This window comes from Faecalibacter bovis (genome assembly GCF_017948305.1).
In the GTDB taxonomy this organism is placed as follows: domain Bacteria; phylum Bacteroidota; class Bacteroidia; order Flavobacteriales; family Weeksellaceae; genus Empedobacter; species Empedobacter bovis.
In genome coordinates, this window is record NZ_CP072842.1 from 1,929,184 (window position 1) to 1,952,553 (window position 23,370).

The window sequence follows — 23,370 nt, forward strand, 5'->3', positions numbered from 1 at the left end:
ACCAGTTTAACTGATGACTAAATATAGTTAATTTTAAAGTTTGTATCGCATCAAAAGGATATTTTGCGATTATCTCTGTAAATAATAACACTTTTGAGCAGTAATGTGGAAACCATTTTATTCATCTTCTGGATTTGGATCCACAAACTCTGATTTATAAAGTTTAATAAGCCATAAGAAAACAGAAAATAAAATTGGTCCGAAAATAATCCCAATAAATCCAAACAAATTAATTCCTATAATTACACCAAAAATTGTAATCAAAGGATGCACATCGGCCATTTTTTTCTGAAGCATAAAACGTATTAAATTATCTGAAAGTCCTACAATTAAAAAACAATAAAGTAATAAACCAATTGCGTTTGTATTATCGCCTTGTATAAAAAGTAAAATTACTAAAGGAATATAAATTAATGCTGCACCAACAACGGGAAGCATGGAAGCAAAAATGGTAAGAATAAACCAAGTGAAAGCTTCTTCAACGCCAAAAATTAGAAATCCAATATATGCGATTATTGCCTGAATAAGAGCCGTTAATGGAACACCAATCGCGTTAGAAATAACAAGTTGGCGTAAATCGGAATTCATATTCTTTAAATTTCTTGTTTTTAGTGGTATATGTTGATAAAATGATTGCTCTAATTTCTTGTGTTTAATCAACATAAAGTAAGCCAATAAAAATGCCACACCTAGTTGTATAAACATATCTAACGATGCATTTAATAATGTTTGAAGAATGGTCGTTGTTACTTGTGCGAGTTTGGAAATATTATTCTCACTAAAAATGTCGATGTTGAATTGTTTGTTTAACAAATCAATCAATTTTCTAATCTGAGCTTCAATTTTATTTGTATCATTCAACATGATCATTACCTTATTTGTTAAGGTTTGTATCAAAATATACAAGGGTAAAATAATACAGATTGCACTGGTTATGATAAGTAGGATTACACTAACGGTTTTATTTATTTTTTTTTCTTGTGTAAGCCAATTTAGGGGATTAAATAGTAAAACATAAAGACATATTGCACCTAAAATACCTGGTATAAATGCAAATACATTTTTAAGAATTAATCCAAAAACAATTAAGATTAAGATCAAAAATCCAAGTTGTAGTAATACATTATTGGAAATGTATTGTTTATTGTTGTTCATAATGGCGGTTTTGGTTTTATTTTCATTATCAAAATCAATGCTAAATTTTATTAAAAAGCATAATTCAAACCGTTTTAATAAAAATCAATATTCTCTATATTTAGGAAATCACATTTCTATATTAAAATTTATAAATAAATATTACTTTTAGAAATTCATATTAAACTTAAAACATTAAAAAATGATACGAAGACTTTTACTTGCCACTTCATTATTTGTTTCGTCAATTAACATTGTTCAAGCTCAACAAACTTTAATTGATAAAGTGAATTTTGATGAGAAAACGATTTTAGTTGGAATGGCTGCCGATTATAATACGGACAAATCTTACGAAAAATATAATTTCTTCATCAACGATGCGAAAAGTATTAGTGGTATAAAGTTAAATTTGGAACATGGTTATGAATTAGAAAATAAGGTAACAGATTCTAATCATTTTATGATTTATGCAATTAAAGATCGTAAAATTGTAGATCAATGGTTGGTGAATCCACGTTTATATAATGTTTTCAATAACGGGATTGCGTATTCTTTTGATGCTGATAAATTAGAGAATATAGCGAAACAATTTCCTTTTGAATATGAAATTGAATTAAAAACTTTCAAGTCAGAAAAAGAATATTTAAAAGCAAAAAAAGCGATTGATTTAGATCAAAAAGTGTTTTTATTATATGAACCAGTTTTTGATTATGAAGGTACTTTTGAAGTTTCTATAAAGAAAGATGAAACGTTTAAAACTCCGGCTGACGCTGAAACTTATTTAAGAGATTTGGTGAAACCAACAACAAAGAAAAATGTAATTATTACATATGCTTTAAATGAAAAAAACTTAAAAGATCCTTCTCAAATGACTATGATTGTGGCAGGACCTGAGGAAGTTTACAAGAAAATAAAAATTGTTGGTCACGAAAAATCAGAATGGAAACCTGAGATTTTTGAAGCAACTGTAGTTCGAAAAAAGTAATGATATGAATATGAATTCAAAATTCTCAACATTGCTCCAGCAATCTAAAGTTGAGCAATCTATAATTGCAATATTTCAAGATCCTGCAGCTTCCGATTTTAGGGCTGGGTATATTGTAGATGTTAATGATGAGTTTTTCGTCATGCAACACATCTCTAAATTCGGGAAAAAAGATGGTTTAATTATAGAACCTATTTATAAAATTCGTCGTATTGATAAAGACGATTATTGTAAATGTTTGCAATATGTTTTTGAAAATAATGCTGATTTAGATTTACAAAATGAGGTAGTTTTAAATATTCCAAAAGAAGAAAACTGGATTTTTCATACCCTGAATGAAATTAAAGGCGAACAAGATTATATTGTAAGAATTTCAATTAATAACGAAACTCAATTTTCTGGTTTTGTAAACGATGTAACGGACGAAGATTTTTCTTTGCGATGTATCGGAGCTGATGGTCAGGACGAAGGAAACTTGTATTTTATGATTGATGACGTTACATCTTTCCGCATTAACGATATAGAAGCCAGACGTCGTTTAATGATTTATAATTACCGTCAATCGATAGATTTTTATAACGAATAGCCTTTGGAATTATTTATAAGATATGTTATTGCTTTCGTAATTAGTTTACTATTATTTATAGTATTTTCTATTCAAGGAGGATTATTTCTATTTGTGATTTTTTTGTTTTTCGCAGCTTGTATCGATCTGATACAATTATTAATTAACCGAAAATTTAGGTTATCAATTAAAATGTTAGTTTTCTATGTTTTTTTAAATAGTGGATATTACTTTTTGATTGATTCAGGATTATTAAGATAAAAAAAAACCTCAGATTAATCTGAGGTTTTACTTTTTACAAAATTTGAGATTTATCCATTAACGGCTTCTACATTATCCACTACATCAGGCATCATTTGTTTTAATAAACCTTCGATTCCGTTTTTTAAAGTAGCAGTTGAAGATGGACAACCAGAACAAGCACCTTGTAATAACATTTTGGCAGTTCTTGTTTCAACATCAAAACCAATTAATTCAATATTTCCACCATCGTTTTGTACCGCTGGCTGAACATATTCATCTAAAATAGATTTAATTTGTTCTTCAATATCTGTAAATTCTTCTCTTGGTTTTACAACAACTTCTTCAGGAGCTTCTGTTTTAAATTCGTAGAATTCTTCAAAAACAATTCCACCAGCTTGTAAATAATTTAAGATGAAAGAACGTACGTCCATTGTCCATAAATCCCAATCTTCAGAATCATCTTTTGTTAAAGAAACATAATTTTCAGTTAGGAAAACTTCTTTAATAAATGGATATTCTTTAAAGATGGCAACAGCTAAAGGAACACCTGCCGCTTTTTCTTTATCCTTAATTTCAATAATTTCTGGAACTAATGGTGCATTAGCAACAAATTTCATTACGGAAGGATTTGGCGTCATTTCAGCATAGACCGTATAAGGTTGTTTTTTTTGCTGATATAAAACAATTCCTTCCTCTAAATGCTCATTAACAATTTCTAATAAATCGTCTTTTACATCGTCCCAACTAACTGCATCAATTTTTTCAATCGCTACAAAATTTGCAGTGATAAATACTTGTTTAATAAATGGTATAGTAAGTAAAACTTGTGCAAGTGGTGATTCGGTAGCAGCTGAATCTTTTGTAAATTCAACTCCACCTTGCGTTAATGTTTCGTCACAAACGAATTTTAACACATTTTCATTAGGTGTATTTTCTGTATATACTCTCATAATTGATACAAATTTATAGATTTAGTTCTATATTTTTGTTGATGTATAATAATATTTTTTATGGCTATAATAAAAGAATTAAATGGTAAACAACCAATAATGGGTGAAAACTGCTTTTTAGCAGATAACGCTGTTGTTGTTGGTGACGTGCAAATGGGCAATGATTGCTCTATTTGGTTTTCGGCAGTTATTCGTGGAGATGTTCATTACATCAAAATGGGAAATAAAGTAAACATCCAGGATAATGCAACGATCCATGCAACGTATCAAAAATCACCTACCACAATTGGGAATAATGTTTCAATCGGTCATAATGCAATAGTTCATGGTTGTACCATTCATGATAATGTATTGATCGGAATGGGAGCAATTGTAATGGATGATTGTGTAATAGAATCTAACTCTTTAATTGCTGCAGGAGCTGTTGTTACAAAAGGGACACATGTAAAAGAAGGTGAATTGTGGGCTGGTGTACCAGCAGTAAAAGTTAAAGATGTACCACAAAGTTTAAAAGAAGGCGAAATTGAACGTATTGCCAATAATTATTTAATGTATAGTAGTTGGTACAAATAGAAAAGCAGAACTTAAGTTCTGCTTTTTTTATATTAAATCGGGTCTTTTTGATTTTGGTAAAGTAAGGATCACTAAATTATAGGAATCTTTAATCCATTGTTTGATTAAATCATCTTTTACATCTTCATTCACTTTTATAGTATTCCAATGTTTTTTATTCATGTGATATCCGGGTAAAACAGCCTGAAATTTTTCTCTCAATTCAATCGCAATTTCAGGATTACATTTAATATTGATAGATTCAAATTCGTTGATATTTGATAAACAAAACATTTTTCCAGCGATATAAAAAACCAAAGTATTTTGATCAAATGGAAATTTTTCTTCAACAGCTGGGAGCGACAAACAGAAATCTCTCAATTCTTCGATATTCATATATTGTGATTTGAATTGAAGTTAAGAAATTATTGAAGATTTATTTGATCTATTTTAGGAAATGTAGATTTAATTCTCAAATTATCCATCACACCATCATAATTATTATCTCCGTATTCTAATCCAACTCGTATAAAAGCTTTTAAGTACTCTTGGATTTGATGAGGTAATTGAGAGGTAGTTTTGATATAATTATCTTCACCAATTTTAAAGATGATTTGTGTTAATATATATCCTAAATTATAACAACCTGCAGCTCCACCACATTCAAATGATTGAAGATCTTTAAATGCTGAAGATTCTTGATTGAGGCAACGAATTATTATCTTTTTAAGCGTTTGATTTTTATTATAAGATTGCTGACTTAATAAGGAATCATTTATGATAATTCCATTCACATTTGCATCTAAACAACCAAAAAATATAAAGATTGATAAAAAGATAATGTACAACGATTTCATTATCTAATTACGATATGATAACATTTACTCAAACGTTCCTTCACAAAATAGATACGTCCTGAATTTTGAAATCCAGTTAAAATTCGATTTAATTCTTTATCTAACTGATCATTTCTACCTAATTTATGATTAAATCTAACATAAGAAATATCGAAAGAAGCACCATAATTGTGCGCACTATCATTAGAAGATGCGTTACCATTAACACCACGCAAACGATCTTGATCTTTTAACGTACGAGTAAGAGAAGTAACAACAAAGAAATTTTGACCTGTTTCTTTAACAAATTCGCGGGCAATATCACGTAAAACTTGTTGACCTTTCGGTATCAAATAACCATGACTATGCGTTAAATCGGCAACACGCCAACCATAACCACGTTGTTTTACAGCAACCAATTTTCCACGATTTACCAATTTATCTAAATGCTTTTTGTCTTTGACTAAATCAAGATTATGAGATTTAGCTGCATTTAAATGTTTTTTATACTCTTCACTTGGAGGAATGATCTTTCTTCCTTGAGCATTTGAAAATTGGAAACCTGTAATGATTAATATTAATAGTAAAAATGAAAATTTTCTATACATTTTGCAAAAATAATAGGAAATATAAACTAATATAACCTTATCTACGAAAAAATCCTACTGAAGAGTAGGATTTGTAGTTATTTTTTAGAAATATCTTTCAATACAGGATTAAAGTTTCTCACTGTAATGTGAAAACAGGGTTGCCTCCTTTCTTTGATAAAATAAATTTTACCATCAGCAGCGAACTCTTCTAAAATTGTTTGTAATAGTTTTTCGTTGGCATAATTTCTACCGATTTTATCGCCATATTTTGCATAAGAAATATCGAAAGAAGCTCCGTAATTATGCGAACTATCGCCTTTTGCTGCGTTACTATTTACGCGTCTTAATTTATTTTGATTTTCAAGTGTTCTTGTTAAAGAAGAAATACTTAACTCGACACCTGTTTCTTTATAAAAGATAGAAGAGATTTCTTTAAGTATTAAATAAGAAGTTTCGTTTAAATAGGCTTTAGAGTGTGTTAATTTCTGGATTTTATATCCTTCGCCTTCTTCAGGAACAGCTAATAAATGATTTGCTAATACTAAGGAATCCATTTGTTCATTATTCAAAATCAACGGAATATCAAAGGATTCAGCTTCGTGTAAATGATCTTCGTACGTAATTTTCTTTGCAACTTTAATCTCAACTTCAGCTAACGGGATAGTTTCTGTTTCCGTTTCAACTGAATTTGAATTAGGGAAGTTAGAAATGTAATGATATAAATTGTTGTTGGAAACAAAAGAAGCGTCAGTTTGAGCCATCATAAATGAACTACTCATTAATGAGATAGTTAACAGTAAATTTTTCATTTTCGTTTTATCTTTTTTCAAACCAAGAGCAAAATTATTCCTTTTGGAATAGAAAAGTTATAATAAAAATTTAATATTATCTTAAAATTAGAAAGTTTACAGGTTATTTAGGATAAATATTAAGAGATTGATTAATATCTCGTGTTTAAAATTACATATCCTTGAAAAATATGATTTTCAGATGTCGATAATTTAAACCAATACGAATCAGGTTTTTGAGTAGAATTGTTTATTTATAAAAATTTAACCAAAATAAATTCAAGTCAAATCCAACCATGTTTAATTAAGATTTTCTTATAATTTTTATAAAAGAATATCACTATTTTTGTTGTTTACATTTATACAACTATTTATCAATTTTCGAAATGGCAAAAGTTAAAGTTGGAATGGTACAAATGACTTGTACTAAAGACAAACAAGAAAATTTAAATAAAGCGATTGAGCAAATTAGAGTAGCAGCTGCTAAAGGTGCTCAAATCGTATGTTTACAAGAATTATTTACATCATTATATTTCTGCGATGTTGAAGATTATGATAATTTCGATTTAGCAGAATCTATTCCTGGTCCATCAACTGATGCTTTGTCAGTCGTTGCAAAAGAATTAGGCGTTGTAATTATCGCATCTTTATTTGAAAAACGTGCACAAGGTTTATACCATAATACAACTGCAATTTTAGATGCTGATGGTGAATATTTAGGGAAATACCGTAAAATGCATATCCCAGATGATCCAGCATTCTACGAGAAATTCTACTTCACTCCAGGTGACTTAGGTTACAAAGTATTTGATACTAAATTTGGTAAAATTGGTGTCTTAATTTGTTGGGATCAATGGTATCCAGAAGCATCTCGTATTACAGCTTTAATGGGTGCAGAAATTTTATTCTATCCAACTGCAATTGGTTGGGATACAACACAAGACGAGGAAACTAACCAAGATCAATACAACGCATGGCAAATAATTCAACGTTCGCATGCAGTTGCAAATGGAGTTCCAGTTATTTCTGTTAACCGTTGTGGTTTTGAACAAGATGGAGCAATGAAATTTTGGGGAGGTTCATTCGCTACAAATGCGCAAGGGAAATTATTATACTTAGCTTCACATGATAATGAGGAAACTGAAGTTGTAGAATTAGATTTAAACGAATCTGATTACTTCCGCAAGCATTGGCCATTCTTAAGAGATCGTCGTATCGAAACTTACGCTCCGATTACGAAGCGATTTATTGATGAAGATTAATTTCAACATAAAATATTTTAAGATGTATTGGATAGGAATAATTTTTCTATTCAGTACATTTTTATACGCACAAAGTGCACCTTTAATTATTGAACAAATTCATTCAAAAGTATTTGTTCATTCTACTTTTAATACATTTAATGGGAAGCAATATGCAGCTAATGGAATGTATTTAGTAACAAAAAAAGGAATTGTTCTATTTGATACACCTTGGGATAAAACCCAATATCAACCGATTTTAGATTCAATACAGAAAAAACATCTGTTACCAGTAATTGCTGTATTTGCTTCTCATTCTCATGAAGATCGAGCAGGTGGATTTGAATATTACAATAAAATGGGAATTCCAACTTATGCAACAAAAGAGACGAACTCTATTTTAAAAGCTAATGGAAAAGCGATTGCAACAAATGTAATTGAATTAGGTAAAAATTATAAAATTGGAGGTGAACGTTTCATAATTGAATATTTTGGGAAAGGACACACATCTGACAATACGGTCGTTTGGTTACCCAAATATCAAATTTTAAATGGTGGTTGTTTAGTGAAAAGTACAGATGCCACAGATTTAGGATATATTGGAGAAGCTGATGTAAATGCTTGGCCAAAGACGATTCAAAAATTAATGAATCAATATCCAAAAATCAAGTTAGTAATTGCTGGACATGACAATTGGAAAATGCAAGGACATTTAGAACATACCTTAAAACTTTTAAATCAGAATTAAATTGAACACAATAGATACATCAAAATTTCCTAAAGATTTAGGTTATCGTTTCCCGGCTGAATGGGAAGAGCACGAAGCAACGTGGTTATCTTGGCCACACAAAGAAGAATCTTGGCCAGATCGTATTCACTTAATTTATCCAGCATACGCGCAATTTATTGCTGAATTATCAAAAGGTGAGAAAGTTCGCATCAATGTGAAAGATGAAGAAATGAAAGCTTTTGCTTTATCACATATCGAAAAAACAGATGCAGATTTATCGCAAGTTGAATTTTACTTTTTTGAAACGAACGATGCATGGTGTCGCGATCACGGACCAGCTTTCTTAGTAAATAAGGAAAATACAGAAAATCCTAAAGTAATTGTAGATTGGGGATTTAATGCGTGGGGAGGAAAATATCCGCCATTCGAAAATGACGATGTGATTCCAACTAAAATTGGAGAAGCATTTAATCTTCCAGTTTTCTATCCAGGAATTATTATGGAAGGTGGTTCAGTAGAATTCAATGGTAAAAATACGTTGATGACTTCTAAATCTTGTTTATTAAACGAGAATCGTAATCCAGAATATTCGCAAGAGCAAATTGAAGAATTCTTAAGAAATTACTACGGTGTTTCTCAAATTCTTTGGGTGGAAGATGGAATCGTGGGCGATGATACAGATGGACACATTGATGATACGATTCGTTTCGTGAATGAAGATACGGTTTTAACCGTTGTAGAAGAAGATGAAAATGATGATAACTACGAGTTATTACAAGTAAATCTTCGTCAGTTACAAGAAATGAAATTAGAAGATGGTCGTCCGTTAAATATTATCGAATTACCAATGCCAGATGGTGTTTACTGCGAAGGCGAGCGTTTACCAGCATCTTATGCGAATTTCTACATTGCTAATAAATCAGTTATAGTACCAACATATCGTTGTGCAAAAGACGAAATTGCATTAGAAATTATTCAAAAATGTTTCCCAGATCGTAAAGTCGTAGGAATTGATTCTACAGACATTATTTGGGGATTAGGATCTTTCCACTGTTTAAGTCAGCAAGAACCAAAATTATAATATTAAATCCGATTCGAAAGAGTCGGATTTTTTTTATAAAAAAAATCCTCACCATTTTGATGAGGAAGATTATAAGACTTGAGGAGTTTTAAAAACGTTTTTATTTATTCGATAATTTTTGTTTTAGCGTTAATGGTTCGTCTGTTGAGATATATTGTATTTTCTGGTCAATCATTTCTTTCATCACATCTTCTTTATTTACAGTCCATGTATTTGTAATTAAACCAAGATCGTTCGCTTCTTTTATCCAAGATGGATTTTTCTGAAAAATTTTATAATTATAATCAATTCCGTCCCAACTTTTTTCTTTGACTTCTTTCGGCGATAAATCTCCATTTAAGTAAGAAACTAAAGCTTTCGGATTTTGCATTTTAACTTGATCACAAATATTTTTACTGAAAGAAATATATTCAACTTGTTCAGCTAATTTCAGTTCATTTACTAATTGAATAATTTCCTTTACAGCTTTATTTTCACGGTTTAAATCTTGATGAGATTTAACTTCAAGGATTAATTTTAAATGAGGATATTTTTTTCCTTCAATCAAATATTCTTTTAAAGTTGGAAGAATTTCACCGTTTTTTAATGTGAAATTTTTTACATCTGAATAATTCGAGGTTTCAATAACAACTCCGTTTACATCATGATCGTGGTTCACAATTAGAACATCATCTTTCGTGATATGAATATCTAATTCACTTCCATAAAAGTTTTCTTTAGCAGCTTCTTGTAAAGCTTTTATTGAATTTTGAGCATTATTTTCAGTTTTCCAAAAACCTCTATGTGCAATTATTTGTGTCGTTTGTCCTTTCACAGTTGTATAACTTGTTATTAATATAACAACTCCGGCAATTATTTGTTTTATCATTTTCTGTTAAATTCTAATGCAAATGTATTAGACAAATTCTATCAAAAAAATCTGAAAATGATTAACAACAATTATTTAAAATAGAGTTAATACTAAGTTAATACAAGTGCCAATACTTATTTACAAATTTGCTTCAGTTAAAAACAACACATGAAAAAGAGATTATTTACATTATCAATTTTATTCGCAGGATTATTTGTCAATGCACAAGAAGTAGCAAGAGGAATTGTTTACGAAGACATTAATAAAAACGGAATTTTAGATAAAAAAGAAAAAGGTTTGCCAAATGTTTTGGTGAGTAATGGAGTTGATATTGCAAAAACAAATTTAAAAGGTGAATATGAAATTACAGTAACGGATGAAACTGTTTTATTTGTAATTAAACCATCAAATTATCAATTATCTGTTTTAAAAGATCAATTACCACAATCTTATTACATACATAAACCGAATGGTTCTCCTGAATTAAAATATGGAGGAAGTAAGCCAACTGGAAAATTACCAAAATCAATCAACTTTGGATTGATTCCAACTCCTGAAAGAAAAGAATTTTCGGCGTTAGTTTTCGGAGATCCACAAGCTTATAATTTAGATGAGGTTGATTATTTTTCTCGTGGAATCGTTGATGAATTAAAAGGCATCAAAAATATGGTTTTCGGAATTTCATTGGGTGATTTAGTTGGTGATGATTTGGTTTTACATCAGCCATATATCAAAGCGGTCAAAGAAATTGGAATTCCGTGGTACAACGTAATGGGAAATCATGATATGGATTATGATGCGAAAGAAGATAAGTACAGTGACGATACTTTTGAACAAAATTTTGGTCCAGCCAATTATTCTTTTAATGTAGGCGACGCACATTTTATTGTATTAGACGATATTTTATATCCAGATCCACGTGATGGTAAAAGTTATTGGGGTGGATTTAGAGAAGATCAGTTAAAATTTATCGAAAACGATTTGAAACATGTAGCAAAAGATAAATTAATTGTTTTAGCTTTTCATATTCCATTGTTTCACGAAAATGAAGATAATTTTAAAGATGGACATCGTCAACGTTTATTCGACTTGTTAAAAGATTATCCAAATACGGTTTCAATTTCTGCACATACACATATCCAGCAGCAATTATATTATGGTAGAAATGAGGGTTGGAAACAAGAAAAACCTCATCACGAATTTAATGTTGGTACAACTTCAGGGGATTGGTATTCAGGTCAAAAAGATGAAAAAGGTGTGCCTGTTTCAACAATGCGAGATGGTACACCAAAAGGTTACGCGATTTTAAATATCAAAGGTAATCAGTATGATTTTGATTATAAAGTTGCCAATAAAAGAAGTGATTTCCAAATGAATGTTTACAATACGAAGAAAGTTGTAGAAGGTTCTAAAAGTAAAGCCATGTTAATGGTGAATTTCTTTATGGGACAAAACGGAGATAAAGTTGAATATCAGATTAATGGAGGCGAATGGAAATTAATGAATTACACGCCAGGAATTGATTATAATTACATGAAAACTATTATGGATTATGATGTAGATGCAGTAAAATTTGATGGTAAAAGACCTTCTAATGCAGTAAAATCTACACATATTTGGTCGGATAGATTACCATCTAAAAAAGCTGGGAAATATAATATAACTATTCGTGCGACTGATAAATACGGAAAAGTGCATACAGCAACTTCAAATTACGAAGTGATTAAATAAAACTTTTAATACCCATCGTTTGTTTATTAGCCTAGATTATTCTAGGCTTTTTTTATTATAAATAATGTAAAGTTTAAGTTATCAATAATTTTTTTTTGGATTCGTATTTAACGTTTAGTTAAGGAACTCTTAAAATTCAGTTAATCGTTATTGATTTTCGCCAAAATAGATTTGTATCAGATTAATAACACACTCAGATAGGTATAAATTTAGTACTCTACAAGATGAAAAAAAGACACATTCCGATCGTTTTAGCATGTAGTATATTCTCGATGCAAATCGCTCAAGCGGAAATTAATGCTAACTCAATCAAAACTGATTTTTCTATTAACGAACAAGGCCCAATTAAAGGTCGCATTACAGATGCAGATGGATTTGGAGTTGCGGATGCTGAAGTACGAATTATAGGTACAGATTATGTTGCATATACAAACACAGATGGTTTTTTCGATTTTGGAATACATGTTCCAAACTCAAAAATTTTAGTTGTATCATTAGAGCATAACGATCTAGAAATTGATGTTCCAGCAAATGGAATCATTAATAGAACTTTACAAAAGCCAGAAGTAAATCAGTTATCAGAAGTTGTCGTTACAGCTTTAGGTATTAAACGTGAAGAACGAAAATTAGGTTTCTCTCAACAAACCATTGGTTCAGACGAATTATCAACAGCCGAAGCTACCAATTGGTCTTCAGGTTTAAAGGGGAAAGTTGCAGGTTTACAAATTACGTCTGCTTCATCTGGTCCAATTAATTCGCAAGGAATAAAATTAAGAGGTAACAATTCATTAGATCAATCAAAAAATTACGCTTTAATTGTAATTGACGGTGTTCCAATGAGTACAGAAATGACTTCTTCTGGAAACGATACAGCTTATATGGGCGATGATTCTCCTATCGATTTTGGTAATGCATTATCAGAAATTAATCAAAATGATATAGAAAGTGTTACTGTTTTAAAAGGTCCTGCAGCTGCAGCTTTATATGGTTCTCGTGCTGCAAATGGTGCCTTAATTATTACCACAAAAGCAGGAAATAAAAAAAATAAATTAGGTGTTGAATTAAAATCTACTTACTCCGTTGAAGTTGTAAATAATTGGCCAGATTATCAATATGAATATGGTCAAGGAACAGGAAAACAATTTGATTCAAATGGTAATCCGTACTATTCTTTTGGTCGTTCGGATGATGGACCTAGTACTTCTTCAACATCTTCAGCATTCGGACCTCGTTTTGATGGACAAATGTTTTATCAATACGATCCAAATCTGCAAGGAGTAGGACTAGAGCGTACGCCTTGGGTGCCTTATAGAGATACGCACAAAAGTTATTGGAACACTGGATTTAATAGTCATAACTCCGTTACATTATCAGGTGGTGGTGATCAAGGAAGTTTCAGAGCATCTTTAGGACATTTAAAGAATACTTGGATTATGCCAAATACAGGTTACGAAAATTATACAGCCTCTTTAAATGGAAATTATAAATTATCAGACCGCATCACTGTTTCGTCGGTAGTGAATTATACGCGTAAAACTTCAGACAATTTACCAAGTACAGGTTACAACAACGGATCGATTGCTTATTTTATGATTATGCATTCGCCTAATGTAAATATCGATTGGTACAAACCACGTTGGAAACAAGGTTTTGAAGGGGTACAAATGATTCGACCTTTTAGTTCGTACATCGATAACCCTTATGTTATTGCTTATGAAGCAGTAAATCCTATGCGTAGTACGCAGGTTGTAGGAAATATGAAAGCGGATATCAAACTAGCGAAGAATTTCAATTTAATGGTTCGTGGAGCTGTAAATTCTTTCAATCAATTTCGTGAACAAAAACGTCCTTTCGATTTAAATCGTTCGCCTCAAGGAAGCTACAGAAGACAAGATATTACGAAGATGGAATCTAACATTGATTTCTTATTCAATTATTCTACTAAAATTGGAGAAAATTTTACAGTTGATGCAAACTTTGGAGGTAATCGGTTAAATTATGAATACACGAGTGTTAGTGCAATCGCAGATCAATTAAGTACGCCAGGAATTTATAAATTAACAAATTCATTAAACCCAGTTCGTACCGTAACTGCTGATGCTTACAAAAAAGTTAATTCGTTATATGGAATGTTATCTTTTGGTTGGAAAAATCAAATCTTTGTAGATATTACAGGTCGTAACGATTGGTCATCAACATTACCAGAACATAACAATTCTTTCTTCTATCCGTCGGTTACAACAAGTTTTATTTTATCAGATATTTTCGATATCAAAGGTCCTTTTGATTACATTAAATACCGCGCAGCATTTGCACAAGTAGGTAATGATACAGAGCCTTACAGAACGAGTAAATACTACGATACATCAGAATTTAGTTCAGCAAACGAAGTCGCTAATACATTATATAATATTGATTTAAAACCAGAAATTGTTACATCTTGGGAAACAGGTATTGAATTACAAATGTTCAAGAAACGTTTAGGGTTAGATTTCACAGTTTACCAACAAAATACAGATAATCAAATTTTACGTGTTCCGACAGATCCAACTTCAGGATATTCTTACCGATTCATTAACGGTGGAGAAATTAGAAATCGTGGAATTGAAATCGCAGCGAATGTAACTCCTGTAAAATCGAAAAATTTCCGTTGGGATATAAACATGAACTGGTCTACGAACGAAAATACTGTAATGTCATTATCTGACGGAGTAGAAGGGAACCAACAAACGATTGCAACTGCAGGTACTGTTTCTATGATCGCAATTCCAGGTCAATCTTCAACTGCATTATACGGTTATAAATTTGTAAGAAACGAACACGGACAAATTATTTACGATCCAAATACAGGTTTACCAGTTCGACCAACTGAAATAGAATATGTTGGTGATGCAACACCAGATTGGAGAGCAGGAATTACAAATAGTTTTAAATATAAAAATTTACGTTTTAGTTTCACATTTGATGGGCAATATGGTGGAATTGTTTATTCGCAATCGTACCACAAATTAATGGAACAAGGAAAATTAAAAGATTCATTACCTGGTCGTGAAGATGGATTTATTGTTGGTGATGGTGTAATTTTAAATCCAGATGGTTCATACTCACCAAATACAAAACAAGTAGATTTAGCAACATATTATGGTGATTATTATCGTCGTGCAAATGTAGAATCTAACTCTTTTGATGCGTCGTATGTAAAGTTAAGAGAAGTAAGTTTTACGTATGATTTTCCTAAGAAGTTGATTGACAAAACAGGCTTATCAAATTTATCCTTAACTGCTTTTGGTCGTGATTTATTTATCATCAGTGATTTCCCACTTTACGATCCAGAAACCGCTGCATTAAACGGAAACACGTATGTTCCAGGAGTAGAAATGGGACAGATGCCATCAACAGCGACATACGGAATTACTTTAAAAGCTTCTTTCTAATCCATTAGATTTTACACAATGAAAAAATATACATTCTCAATTTTAGCCGCTTTAGCCTTTACTTTTTCAGTCACTTCATGTACAGAAGATTTTGAGGAAACTAACGTTAATCCAAACTTGATTTCAGAAATTACAGCTGGTTCAGTTTTAAATCCTGTAATATATAATATGGTAAGTAACAATACATCCAAAAATTATGATATTACAGCGCAATTAATGCAAGTTCACATCCCTTTTCCTAGTAATGCGTTAGGTGTTCATCGTTACGACATCACACAAGCAACAGGTAATTCTACTTGGTCAACGACTTACAACAATTTAATTAATTTAGAAGAAATGTTGAAAGTAAGCCGCGAAAATGGTGATGTAAATTACGAAGCTATTGCTTTAACATTACGTGCGTGGATGATGTCTAATTTAACAGATATGTTCGGAGATGTTCCTTTTAGCGAAGCTGGACAGGGAGAGTTAGGTAATTTTACACCAAAATTTGATTCTCAACAAGAAATTTATACCGCATTATTATCAGATTTAGAAAATGCAAATGGACTATATCAAAATAGTTTGGGTATGAAATATGGTGCTGATATTTTGTTTAATGGAGATATTACGAAATGGAAAAAATTTACCAATTCATTACACTTGAGATTATTGTTACGCGTATCGAATAAAGCTGAAATGAACGCGTTCCAAAAAATGATAGCTATTTTAAACGATCCAGCTACATATCCAATTTTTACATCAAATCTTGATGCAGCTGTTTTACAAGTTACAGGAATTTCTCCTAATGTTTCGCCTTGGCAACGTGAACAAGATTATCGTGATAACCGTGCTTTTGCATCGTTTTTTATCAATAATTTAAATGAAATTAATGATCCGCGTTTAGCTAAATTTACAACACATGCAACGGATAATAATGGTATTTCAATTGGATACAAAGGAGTTGATGCAGCTTATGAAGGAAACAGTTCTCAATTCGATTTTACACCATCTCGTCCAAATACAGATTTTGTAATGGAACCAATGAAATTGGTTTTAATGTCTTATGCTGAGGTTGAATTTATAAAAGCTGAATTGGCACAAAAAGGATTCTATACAGATGCAGAAACTCATTATACAAATGGAGTAAAAGCTGCAATTTCTATGTGGACAGATCATGAACCAACAGAAGAATATTTAGCGCATGAAAAAGTTGCTTATAACGGATCTTTAGAACAGATTATGACACAAAAATATTATGCTTTATTCTTTACAGATTATCAACAATGGTATGAATACAGAAGAACTGGATTTCCAGTTTTACCAACAACAAATACAATGTTGAATAACAAAAAAGTTCCAAATCGATTATTATATCCAACTTCGGCACAAAATTTAAATACAGCAAATTATAATCAAGCAGTACAAAATATGGGTGGCGACCGTATAGATGTAAAAGTTTGGTGGGAAAATAACTAAAATGTTAGATTCAAAATAAAAGAGACCGGAAGGTCTCTTTTTTTATGAAATAGAATCTTGAAAACTCAAATTACTTTCTTTATCAAAAGCTTCTCGTTCTTGTGGATTCATACGTTCTCTAATTAATTTTAGCGTGTAACCACCACCAATTAGTTGGTTACCATCAATCACCATCCAATCACTAATTAAATTCAATGGAATTTCAATAATATCATTCAATTTTACATCATTCGTATATTCGGGTTGATTGTCAACACGACCATAATATTTTCCATTTTCATTAACCACATCAACAACCCAAAGATGTTCTTTTCCGCCAGGATATAAAATTCCTATTTTAACAGCGAAATATTTGTCTTCAGGATTTTCGATTTCCTCTTTAAAATCATCAAAAGTTAAACGAGCATCTTTTATTGCTTTATTCATTTCATCATCGTCATACTGAATTAAAGAAATCCCTTTTTTATCAAGATTTTTCTCTATTTCTTTTGTATTCTCAATCTGATTACAACCAAAAATTAGTGTAAAAAAAGCTAAAGCGAAAAAAGTTTTTGTTAATCGAAAATACTGTGTTTTCATGTAGAGTAATTATCAAAATTTGATGTTCTAAATTTAAATGGTTTTTATTAATTATTTATTTCAAATTCAAAAAATTATTTACTTACAAGTGTTCATTTTTTTAATATCTTGATTTAGAATTAAAATTAAATGTATTTTCCTCATGTTTAAAAAAATAATCTGCTGTATTTTATTCAATGTCATTTTTGGATGCGATAGTAAAAGTGAACAAAATCAAGTTGAAGTTGAACAAGCTGAATCAAAAATTAATATCGATACCAAAGCTAACGAAGCATTATCTTTTGCACAAAACAGAGGAATGAACACGGATTTTTGCATTCTTATCGATTTCAGTAAACATTCGGGATTGAAACGATTTTATATCTGGGATTTTAACGAAAATAAGATCGTAGAAGAATTTTTAGTTAGTCATGGAGCGGGAGATAATCCATGGAGTGGAACATCAACCAAAGACAATCCAATTTTTAGTAATGAAAATAATAGTCATAAATCATCTTTAGGAAAATATGAAATTGGAGAACGTGGGTGGAGCCAGTGGGGAATAAATATTAAATATTTATTACATGGATTAGAATCTACGAATTCTAATGCCTTACAACGTGTTATCGTTTTACATGGTTGGGAAGCAGTTCCTGATACAGAAATATTTCCAAATGGTACACCAGAAGGGTGGGGATGTCCGGCGTTGTCAAATGCTGCTATGACTAAGGTAGATAGCTATTTTAAAAATGTAACAAAACCTGTTTTACTTTGGATTTATAACGAATAATTTTGATTGGTTCAGTCAAACACATCTTTTACAAACTGAACATCAAGCTTTATATATTTTAAGAAATTTTCTCCAATTATATATGATTAATTTGTAATATAAATTTTAACCAACCTATAAAATCTATAATTAACTTGAAAGTGTCTTTTTATCAATTAAATTTCAAAAAAGACACTTTTTTAATTAAAAGAAATTTCATCCAATTATTGATATAAAATAAATACTTTAAGAATATTTTCAAAAAGTAATGAGTAGTTTTCATGTGTGCCCTAATCAAATTATTGGTTAGGTTTTTTTATTTCACAAAAAAAGCTTCCAAAAGGAAGCTTACTAATATATTTTTCTAATTATTAATCATTAAAATGATATAAGAAAATTACATCACCCACATATGCAGGTTTTGCATTGTCTTTAATTATTAAAGTAGATTCAATCGTAACTTTAACAACACCTCTTAAATTAACAATAGATTTTAATTTCGCTTGTAATTGAATTTCGCTATTTACTAATACTGGTTGTCCAAATTTAAAATTTTCAATTCCATAATTAATCTCCATTTTGATATTGCGAACATCAGCAATTTCTTTCCATAAATAAGGAATTAAAGATAAAGTTAAATAACCGTGTGCGATAGTAGATTTAAATGGACCTTCTTTTTCTGCTTTTTCTGCATCACAGTGAATCCATTGATGATCACGAGTCGCATCAGCAAAAATGTTGATTTGTTCTTGTTCAATAGTGTGCCATTCAGAAGTTCCAATGATTTTTCCTTCAAATGCTTTGTATTCTTCGAAGTTGTTAATTATTACCATTTTTGGTTCAATTTATTTTAAATTTAGTAAAGTTTACGAGTTTAATTGAATTCAATTATTTGCTAAAATTATTAAAAACATTTGACAATAAATTCCTTTTTACAAGGATTAAGAATGCATGCATAGTAAACTCATTGTCTTTTTCCACTTATATTTTTATAAGTATTTATTATTCAATCATTATTTAATTCAGAAAATAATTTTTATAAAAATTATTTTCTGAATCATCTTTATTTCAATCTATAAGGATAAATGATATTAACAAAATGTATATAAACCTTTAAATCAATTTTAGTTATTGATTAATTTAATCAATTTTCGGATATTTTATTAATTCTGTTTTTTATATCTTCGTATGAATCAAAACAAACAAAATTATAATGTCAGAAACTGTTACTAAAGATAAGGTTGCAAACTCGCATCCTATCCAAGAAACATATCAACCTAAAAATAAAGTACGTATTGTTACGGCTGCAGCCTTATTTGACGGGCACGACGCTGCTATCAATATTATGCGTCGCATCATTCAGTCTACTGGTTGTGAAGTTATTCACTTAGGTCACGATAAGTCGGTAGAAGATGTAGTGAATACCGCTATTCAAGAAGATGCTAACGCTATCGCGATGACGTCTTACCAAGGTGGTCACAATGAGTATTTCAAATATATGTACGACTTGCTTCAAGAGAAAGGCGCAGGTCATATCCGCATCGTAGGTGGTGGCGGTGGTGTAATTTTACCTACTGAGATTAAAGAATTGATGGATTATGGTATCACGCGTATCTATTCTCCTGATGATGGTCGTGAAATGGGCTTACAAGGTATGATCGATGATATGGTACAAAAGTCGGATTTCCCTACACCAGACTTACAGTTGCCAGATGGTAAAGATTTGTACCAATCATTAAAAGATAATGATGTAACGACAATCTCTCGTTTAATTTCTTTAGCAGAAAATAGACACGATGATTTCTTACAAATTTTCGATTTTAATAAAGCAGATAATACAAATACGCCAGTATTAGGTATTACAGGTACAGGTGGTGCTGGTAAATCTTCTATGGTAGATGAGTTAGTACGCCGTTTCTTGATTGATTTCCCTGAGAAAACAATCGCTTTAGTTTCTGTAGATCCTTCTAAAAAGAAAACTGGTGGTGCATTATTAGGTGACCGTATTCGTATGAATTCGATCAACAATTCTCGCGTATACATGCGCTCATTAGCTACGCGCCAGTCAAACTTAGCTTTATCTAAATATGTAGAGGAAGCATTACAAGTATTGAAAGCAGCTAATTATGATTTAATTATCCTAGAAACTTCAGGTATTGGTCAGTCTGATACAGAAATCTTAGACCACTCTGATGCTTCTTTATATATTATGACACCAGAATTTGGTGCCGCTACGCAATTGGAGAAAATCGATATGTTAGATTTCGCTGATATCGTAGCGATTAATAAATTCGACAAACGTGGTGCTTTAGATGCATTACGTGATGTGAAAAAACAATACCAACGCAATCATAACTTATGGGATATTAATCCTGAAGAAATGCCAGTGTTTGGTACGATTGCATCTCAATTTAACGATCCTGGTACCAATCAATTGTACAAATCAATCATGGATAAAATTGTAGAGAAAACGGGTGCGCCACTCCACTCTACTTTTGAAATCACGAAGGAAATGTCGGAGAAAATCTTCGTAATTCCACCTTCTCGTACACGTTATTTATCTGAAATCGCAGAAAATAATCGTGGTTATGATGCTAAAACTTTATCGCAAAAAGAAGTGGCGCAAAAGTTATACGGTTTCTACAAAACAATAGAAACTTTAACAGGTAAAGCACCAAGTTTAACGCAGCACGGTATCGAAATTACAGGTACGGATAATGCAGAATTAGGTAAAGTTTTATTAGCTGAGTTTGATAAATTAAAACGTGATTTAGATCCATACAACTGGGAAGTAATCATTGGTTGGGAAGATAAAGTAAACAAATACAAGAATCCAGTATACTCGTTCAAAGTGCGCGATAAGGAAATCAAAATCCAAACGCATTCTGAATCATTATCTCACTTACAAATCCCTAAAGTAGCGTTACCTAAGTATGAAGCTTGGGGCGATATTTTACGTTGGGTATTACAAGAGAATGTTCCAGGCGAGTTCCCATTCACTTCTGGTTTATATCCGTTCAAGCGTGAAGGTGAAGATCCTACACGTATGTTCGCTGGTGAAGGTGGCCCTGAGCGTACCAATCGTCGTTTCCACTATGTATCTAAGGGTATGTCAGCGAAGCGTTTATCTACAGCGTTTGACTCGGTAACTTTATACGGTAACGATCCTGGTCATCGTCCAGATATTTATGGTAAAATTGGTAACGCAGGTGTATCGATCTGTTGTTTAGATGATGCGAAGAAATTATATTCAGGTTTCGATTTATCGCATCCTGCTACATCGGTGTCTATGACGATTAATGGTCCAGCGCCAATGTTATTAGGTTTCTTCATGAATGCGGCTATCGACCAAAACTGTGAGAAATACATCATAGAACATGGTTTAGAAGCGGAAGTTGAAGCGAAAATCGAAGCAATTTATAAAGCAAAAGGTGTAGAACGTCCTCGTTACAATGGTGAATTACCAGAAGGTAATGATGGTTTAGGTTTGATGTTATTGGGCGTTACAGGTGATCAAGTTTTACCTGATGACGTTTATGCCGAAATTAAAAAAGCGACTTTAGCACAAGTTCGTGGTACAGTACAAGCGGATATCTTGAAAGAAGACCAAGCTCAAAATACGTGTATCTTCTCTACAGAATTTGCGTTACGCTTAATGGGTGATGTGCAAGAATATTTCATTCATAAAAATGTACGTAACTTCTACTCGGTTTCTATCTCTGGTTACCACATTGCAGAAGCTGGTGCGAATCCAATTTCTCAGTTGGCATTTACATTAGCGAATGGTTTCACTTATGTAGAATACTATTTATCTCGCGGTATGGACATCAACGCATTTGGTCCTAACTTATCGTTCTTCTTCTCTAATGGTATCGATCCTGAGTATTCAGTAATCGGTCGTGTAGCAAGAAGAATTTGGGCTAAAGCATTGAAAAATAAATATGGCGCTAATGAGCGTGCGCAAATGTTGAAATATCACATTCAAACATCTGGTCGTTCGTTACACGCACAAGAAATCGACTTCAACGATATTCGTACGACTTTACAAGCATTGTATGCGATTTACGACAACTGTAACTCGTTACATACGAATGCGTATGATGAAGCAATCACTACGCCAACAGAAGAATCTGTACGTAGAGCGATGGCAATTCAGTTGATTATCAATAAAGAATTAGGTTTAGCGAAAAACGAAAACCCAATTCAAGGTTCGTTCATCATCGAGCAATTAACTGATTTAGTAGAAGAAGCGGTATTAGCTGAGTTCGATAGAATTACAGAGCGTGGTGGCGTATTAGGTGCGATGGAAACGATGTACCAACGTTCTAAGATCCAAGAAGAATCTTTATACTACGAAACATTAAAACACAATGGAGAATTCCCTATCATCGGTGTAAATACGTTCTTAAGTTCTACAGGTTCTAAAACGGTGATTCCAGCGGAAGTAATTCGTGCGACTGAAGAGGAAAAACAATTCCAAATCAAGACAAAAGAAAACTTAAACAAAGCAAACGCTGATAAAGTAGCGCAAATTTTAGAAGAAGTTCAAACTGCGGCTATCAACAATAAAAACATCTTTGAAGTATTGATGGAAGCAACTAAAGTTTGTTCTTTAGGCCAAATCACTTCAGCTTTATTTGAAGTTGGTGGTCAGTACAGAAGAAATATGTAAATTATATCTTTAAATATCTAAAAAACCGAGGCTTTAGCTTCGGTTTTTTATTTTAATAATTTGAATGATATAACATGCATCTAATAAGTATGAATTAATTCCAATTAATTCCAATTAATTTATGAGATTCTTTAATATTTTAATTGAAGTAATAATTTATATAGAATGTTTCAAATTCTTAAATGATTTGCTTTAATAGATAA

General features: G+C 31.4%; 20 protein-coding genes. 11 read left to right on the forward strand and 9 right to left on the reverse strand.

Features of this window, described 5'->3' with window-relative positions; all coding sequences use genetic code 11:
- Nucleotides 1–117: 117 nt before the first annotated feature.
- On the reverse strand, nucleotides 118–1,155 hold the full coding sequence (locus J9309_RS09275) for an AI-2E family transporter (RefSeq protein WP_230475602.1): 1,038 nt from the start codon (nucleotides 1,153–1,155) through the stop codon (nucleotides 118–120).
- A gap of 181 nt (nucleotides 1,156–1,336) precedes the next feature.
- Here J9309_RS09275 and J9309_RS09280 point away from each other — a divergent pair, with 181 nt between their 5' ends.
- Both J9309_RS09280 and J9309_RS09285 read left to right on the forward strand, forming a co-directional pair.
- Nucleotides 1,337–2,119, forward strand: coding sequence for a hypothetical protein (locus tag J9309_RS09280; RefSeq protein WP_230475603.1), 783 nt, complete (start codon nucleotides 1,337–1,339; stop codon nucleotides 2,117–2,119).
- A gap of 4 nt (nucleotides 2,120–2,123) precedes the next feature.
- Nucleotides 2,124–2,705 carry a hypothetical protein gene (locus tag J9309_RS09285; RefSeq protein WP_230475604.1) on the forward strand — a complete coding sequence of 194 codons (582 nt, stop codon included), beginning with the start codon at nucleotides 2,124–2,126 and terminating at the stop codon, nucleotides 2,703–2,705.
- A 290-nt stretch (nucleotides 2,706–2,995) separates the two neighbouring features.
- Here J9309_RS09285 and J9309_RS09290 read toward each other — a convergent pair whose 3' ends face one another.
- A complete protein-coding gene (locus J9309_RS09290) occupies nucleotides 2,996–3,880 on the reverse strand; it encodes a NifU family protein (RefSeq protein ID WP_394369299.1) in 885 nt (294 codons plus the stop codon).
- 57 nt (nucleotides 3,881–3,937) lie between these two features.
- Here J9309_RS09290 and J9309_RS09295 point away from each other — a divergent pair, with 57 nt between their 5' ends.
- A complete protein-coding gene (locus J9309_RS09295) occupies nucleotides 3,938–4,450 on the forward strand; it encodes a gamma carbonic anhydrase family protein (protein WP_230475606.1) in 513 nt (170 codons plus the stop codon).
- A 27-nt stretch (nucleotides 4,451–4,477) separates the two neighbouring features.
- On the opposite strand, the gene J9309_RS09300 is transcribed toward J9309_RS09295, so the two are convergent.
- From J9309_RS09300 to J9309_RS09315, 4 genes are all read right to left on the reverse strand, one after another.
- Nucleotides 4,478–4,825 carry an MmcQ/YjbR family DNA-binding protein gene (locus tag J9309_RS09300; RefSeq protein ID WP_230475607.1) on the reverse strand — a complete coding sequence of 116 codons (348 nt, stop codon included), beginning with the start codon at nucleotides 4,823–4,825 and terminating at the stop codon, nucleotides 4,478–4,480.
- Nucleotides 4,826–4,854: 29 nt separating this feature from the next.
- Nucleotides 4,855–5,286, reverse strand: coding sequence for a hypothetical protein (locus J9309_RS09305; protein ID WP_230475608.1), 432 nt, complete (start codon nucleotides 5,284–5,286; stop codon nucleotides 4,855–4,857).
- Nucleotides 5,286–5,873, reverse strand: coding sequence for a DUF5715 family protein (locus tag J9309_RS09310; protein WP_230475609.1), 588 nt, complete (start codon nucleotides 5,871–5,873; stop codon nucleotides 5,286–5,288). The genes J9309_RS09305 and J9309_RS09310 overlap by 1 nt, the downstream gene beginning before the upstream one ends.
- Before the next feature lie 77 nt (nucleotides 5,874–5,950).
- Nucleotides 5,951–6,664, reverse strand: a complete 714-nt coding sequence (locus J9309_RS09315; protein ID WP_230475610.1) for a DUF5715 family protein — start codon at nucleotides 6,662–6,664, stop codon at nucleotides 5,951–5,953.
- A gap of 365 nt (nucleotides 6,665–7,029) precedes the next feature.
- Between J9309_RS09315 and J9309_RS09320 the strand changes: the two genes are divergently transcribed.
- From J9309_RS09320 to J9309_RS09330, 3 genes are read left to right on the forward strand one after another with little or no spacing between them, the layout of a single operon-like run.
- A complete protein-coding gene (locus tag J9309_RS09320; protein WP_230475611.1) occupies nucleotides 7,030–7,905 on the forward strand; it encodes a carbon-nitrogen hydrolase in 876 nt (291 codons plus the stop codon).
- A gap of 22 nt (nucleotides 7,906–7,927) precedes the next feature.
- A complete protein-coding gene (gene bla, locus J9309_RS09325; protein ID WP_230475612.1) occupies nucleotides 7,928–8,632 on the forward strand; it encodes a BlaB/IND/MUS family subclass B1 metallo-beta-lactamase in 705 nt (234 codons plus the stop codon).
- A 1-nt stretch (nucleotide 8,633) separates the two neighbouring features.
- Nucleotides 8,634–9,695, forward strand: a complete 1,062-nt coding sequence (locus tag J9309_RS09330) for an agmatine deiminase family protein (RefSeq protein ID WP_230475613.1) — start codon at nucleotides 8,634–8,636, stop codon at nucleotides 9,693–9,695.
- Between the two features lie 100 nt (nucleotides 9,696–9,795).
- Here the strand turns inward: J9309_RS09330 and J9309_RS09335 are convergent, their stop codons facing one another.
- Nucleotides 9,796–10,563: a glycerophosphodiester phosphodiesterase family protein gene (locus J9309_RS09335; protein WP_230475614.1), complete on the reverse strand. Its 768-nt coding sequence runs from the start codon at nucleotides 10,561–10,563 to the stop codon at nucleotides 9,796–9,798.
- 150 nt (nucleotides 10,564–10,713) lie between these two features.
- On the opposite strand from J9309_RS09335, the gene J9309_RS09340 reads away from it, so the two are divergent.
- From J9309_RS09340 to J9309_RS09350, 3 genes are all read left to right on the forward strand, one after another.
- Nucleotides 10,714–12,276: a calcineurin-like phosphoesterase C-terminal domain-containing protein gene (locus J9309_RS09340; RefSeq protein ID WP_230475615.1), complete on the forward strand. Its 1,563-nt coding sequence runs from the start codon at nucleotides 10,714–10,716 to the stop codon at nucleotides 12,274–12,276.
- A 224-nt stretch (nucleotides 12,277–12,500) separates the two neighbouring features.
- A complete protein-coding gene (locus tag J9309_RS09345) occupies nucleotides 12,501–15,710 on the forward strand; it encodes a SusC/RagA family TonB-linked outer membrane protein (protein ID WP_230475616.1) in 3,210 nt (1,069 codons plus the stop codon).
- A gap of 18 nt (nucleotides 15,711–15,728) precedes the next feature.
- Nucleotides 15,729–17,168, forward strand: a complete 1,440-nt coding sequence (locus tag J9309_RS09350) for a SusD/RagB family nutrient-binding outer membrane lipoprotein (RefSeq protein ID WP_230475617.1) — start codon at nucleotides 15,729–15,731, stop codon at nucleotides 17,166–17,168.
- Between the two features lie 42 nt (nucleotides 17,169–17,210).
- On the opposite strand, the gene J9309_RS09355 is transcribed toward J9309_RS09350, so the two are convergent.
- Nucleotides 17,211–17,747, reverse strand: coding sequence for a YegJ family protein (locus J9309_RS09355; RefSeq protein ID WP_230475618.1), 537 nt, complete (start codon nucleotides 17,745–17,747; stop codon nucleotides 17,211–17,213).
- A 142-nt stretch (nucleotides 17,748–17,889) separates the two neighbouring features.
- Here J9309_RS09355 and J9309_RS09360 point away from each other — a divergent pair, with 142 nt between their 5' ends.
- The gene (locus J9309_RS09360; protein ID WP_230475619.1) at nucleotides 17,890–18,516 is read left to right on the forward strand and encodes a murein L,D-transpeptidase catalytic domain-containing protein; all 627 of its coding nucleotides are present in this window, start codon (nucleotides 17,890–17,892) and stop codon (nucleotides 18,514–18,516) included.
- A 350-nt stretch (nucleotides 18,517–18,866) separates the two neighbouring features.
- Here J9309_RS09360 and J9309_RS09365 read toward each other — a convergent pair whose 3' ends face one another.
- Nucleotides 18,867–19,328 carry a MaoC family dehydratase gene (locus J9309_RS09365; RefSeq protein ID WP_230475620.1) on the reverse strand — a complete coding sequence of 154 codons (462 nt, stop codon included), beginning with the start codon at nucleotides 19,326–19,328 and terminating at the stop codon, nucleotides 18,867–18,869.
- Between the two features lie 380 nt (nucleotides 19,329–19,708).
- Between J9309_RS09365 and J9309_RS09370 the strand changes: the two genes are divergently transcribed.
- On the forward strand, nucleotides 19,709–23,167 hold the full coding sequence (locus J9309_RS09370; RefSeq protein ID WP_230475621.1) for a methylmalonyl-CoA mutase family protein: 3,459 nt from the start codon (nucleotides 19,709–19,711) through the stop codon (nucleotides 23,165–23,167).
- Nucleotides 23,168–23,370: the final 203 nt, after the last annotated feature.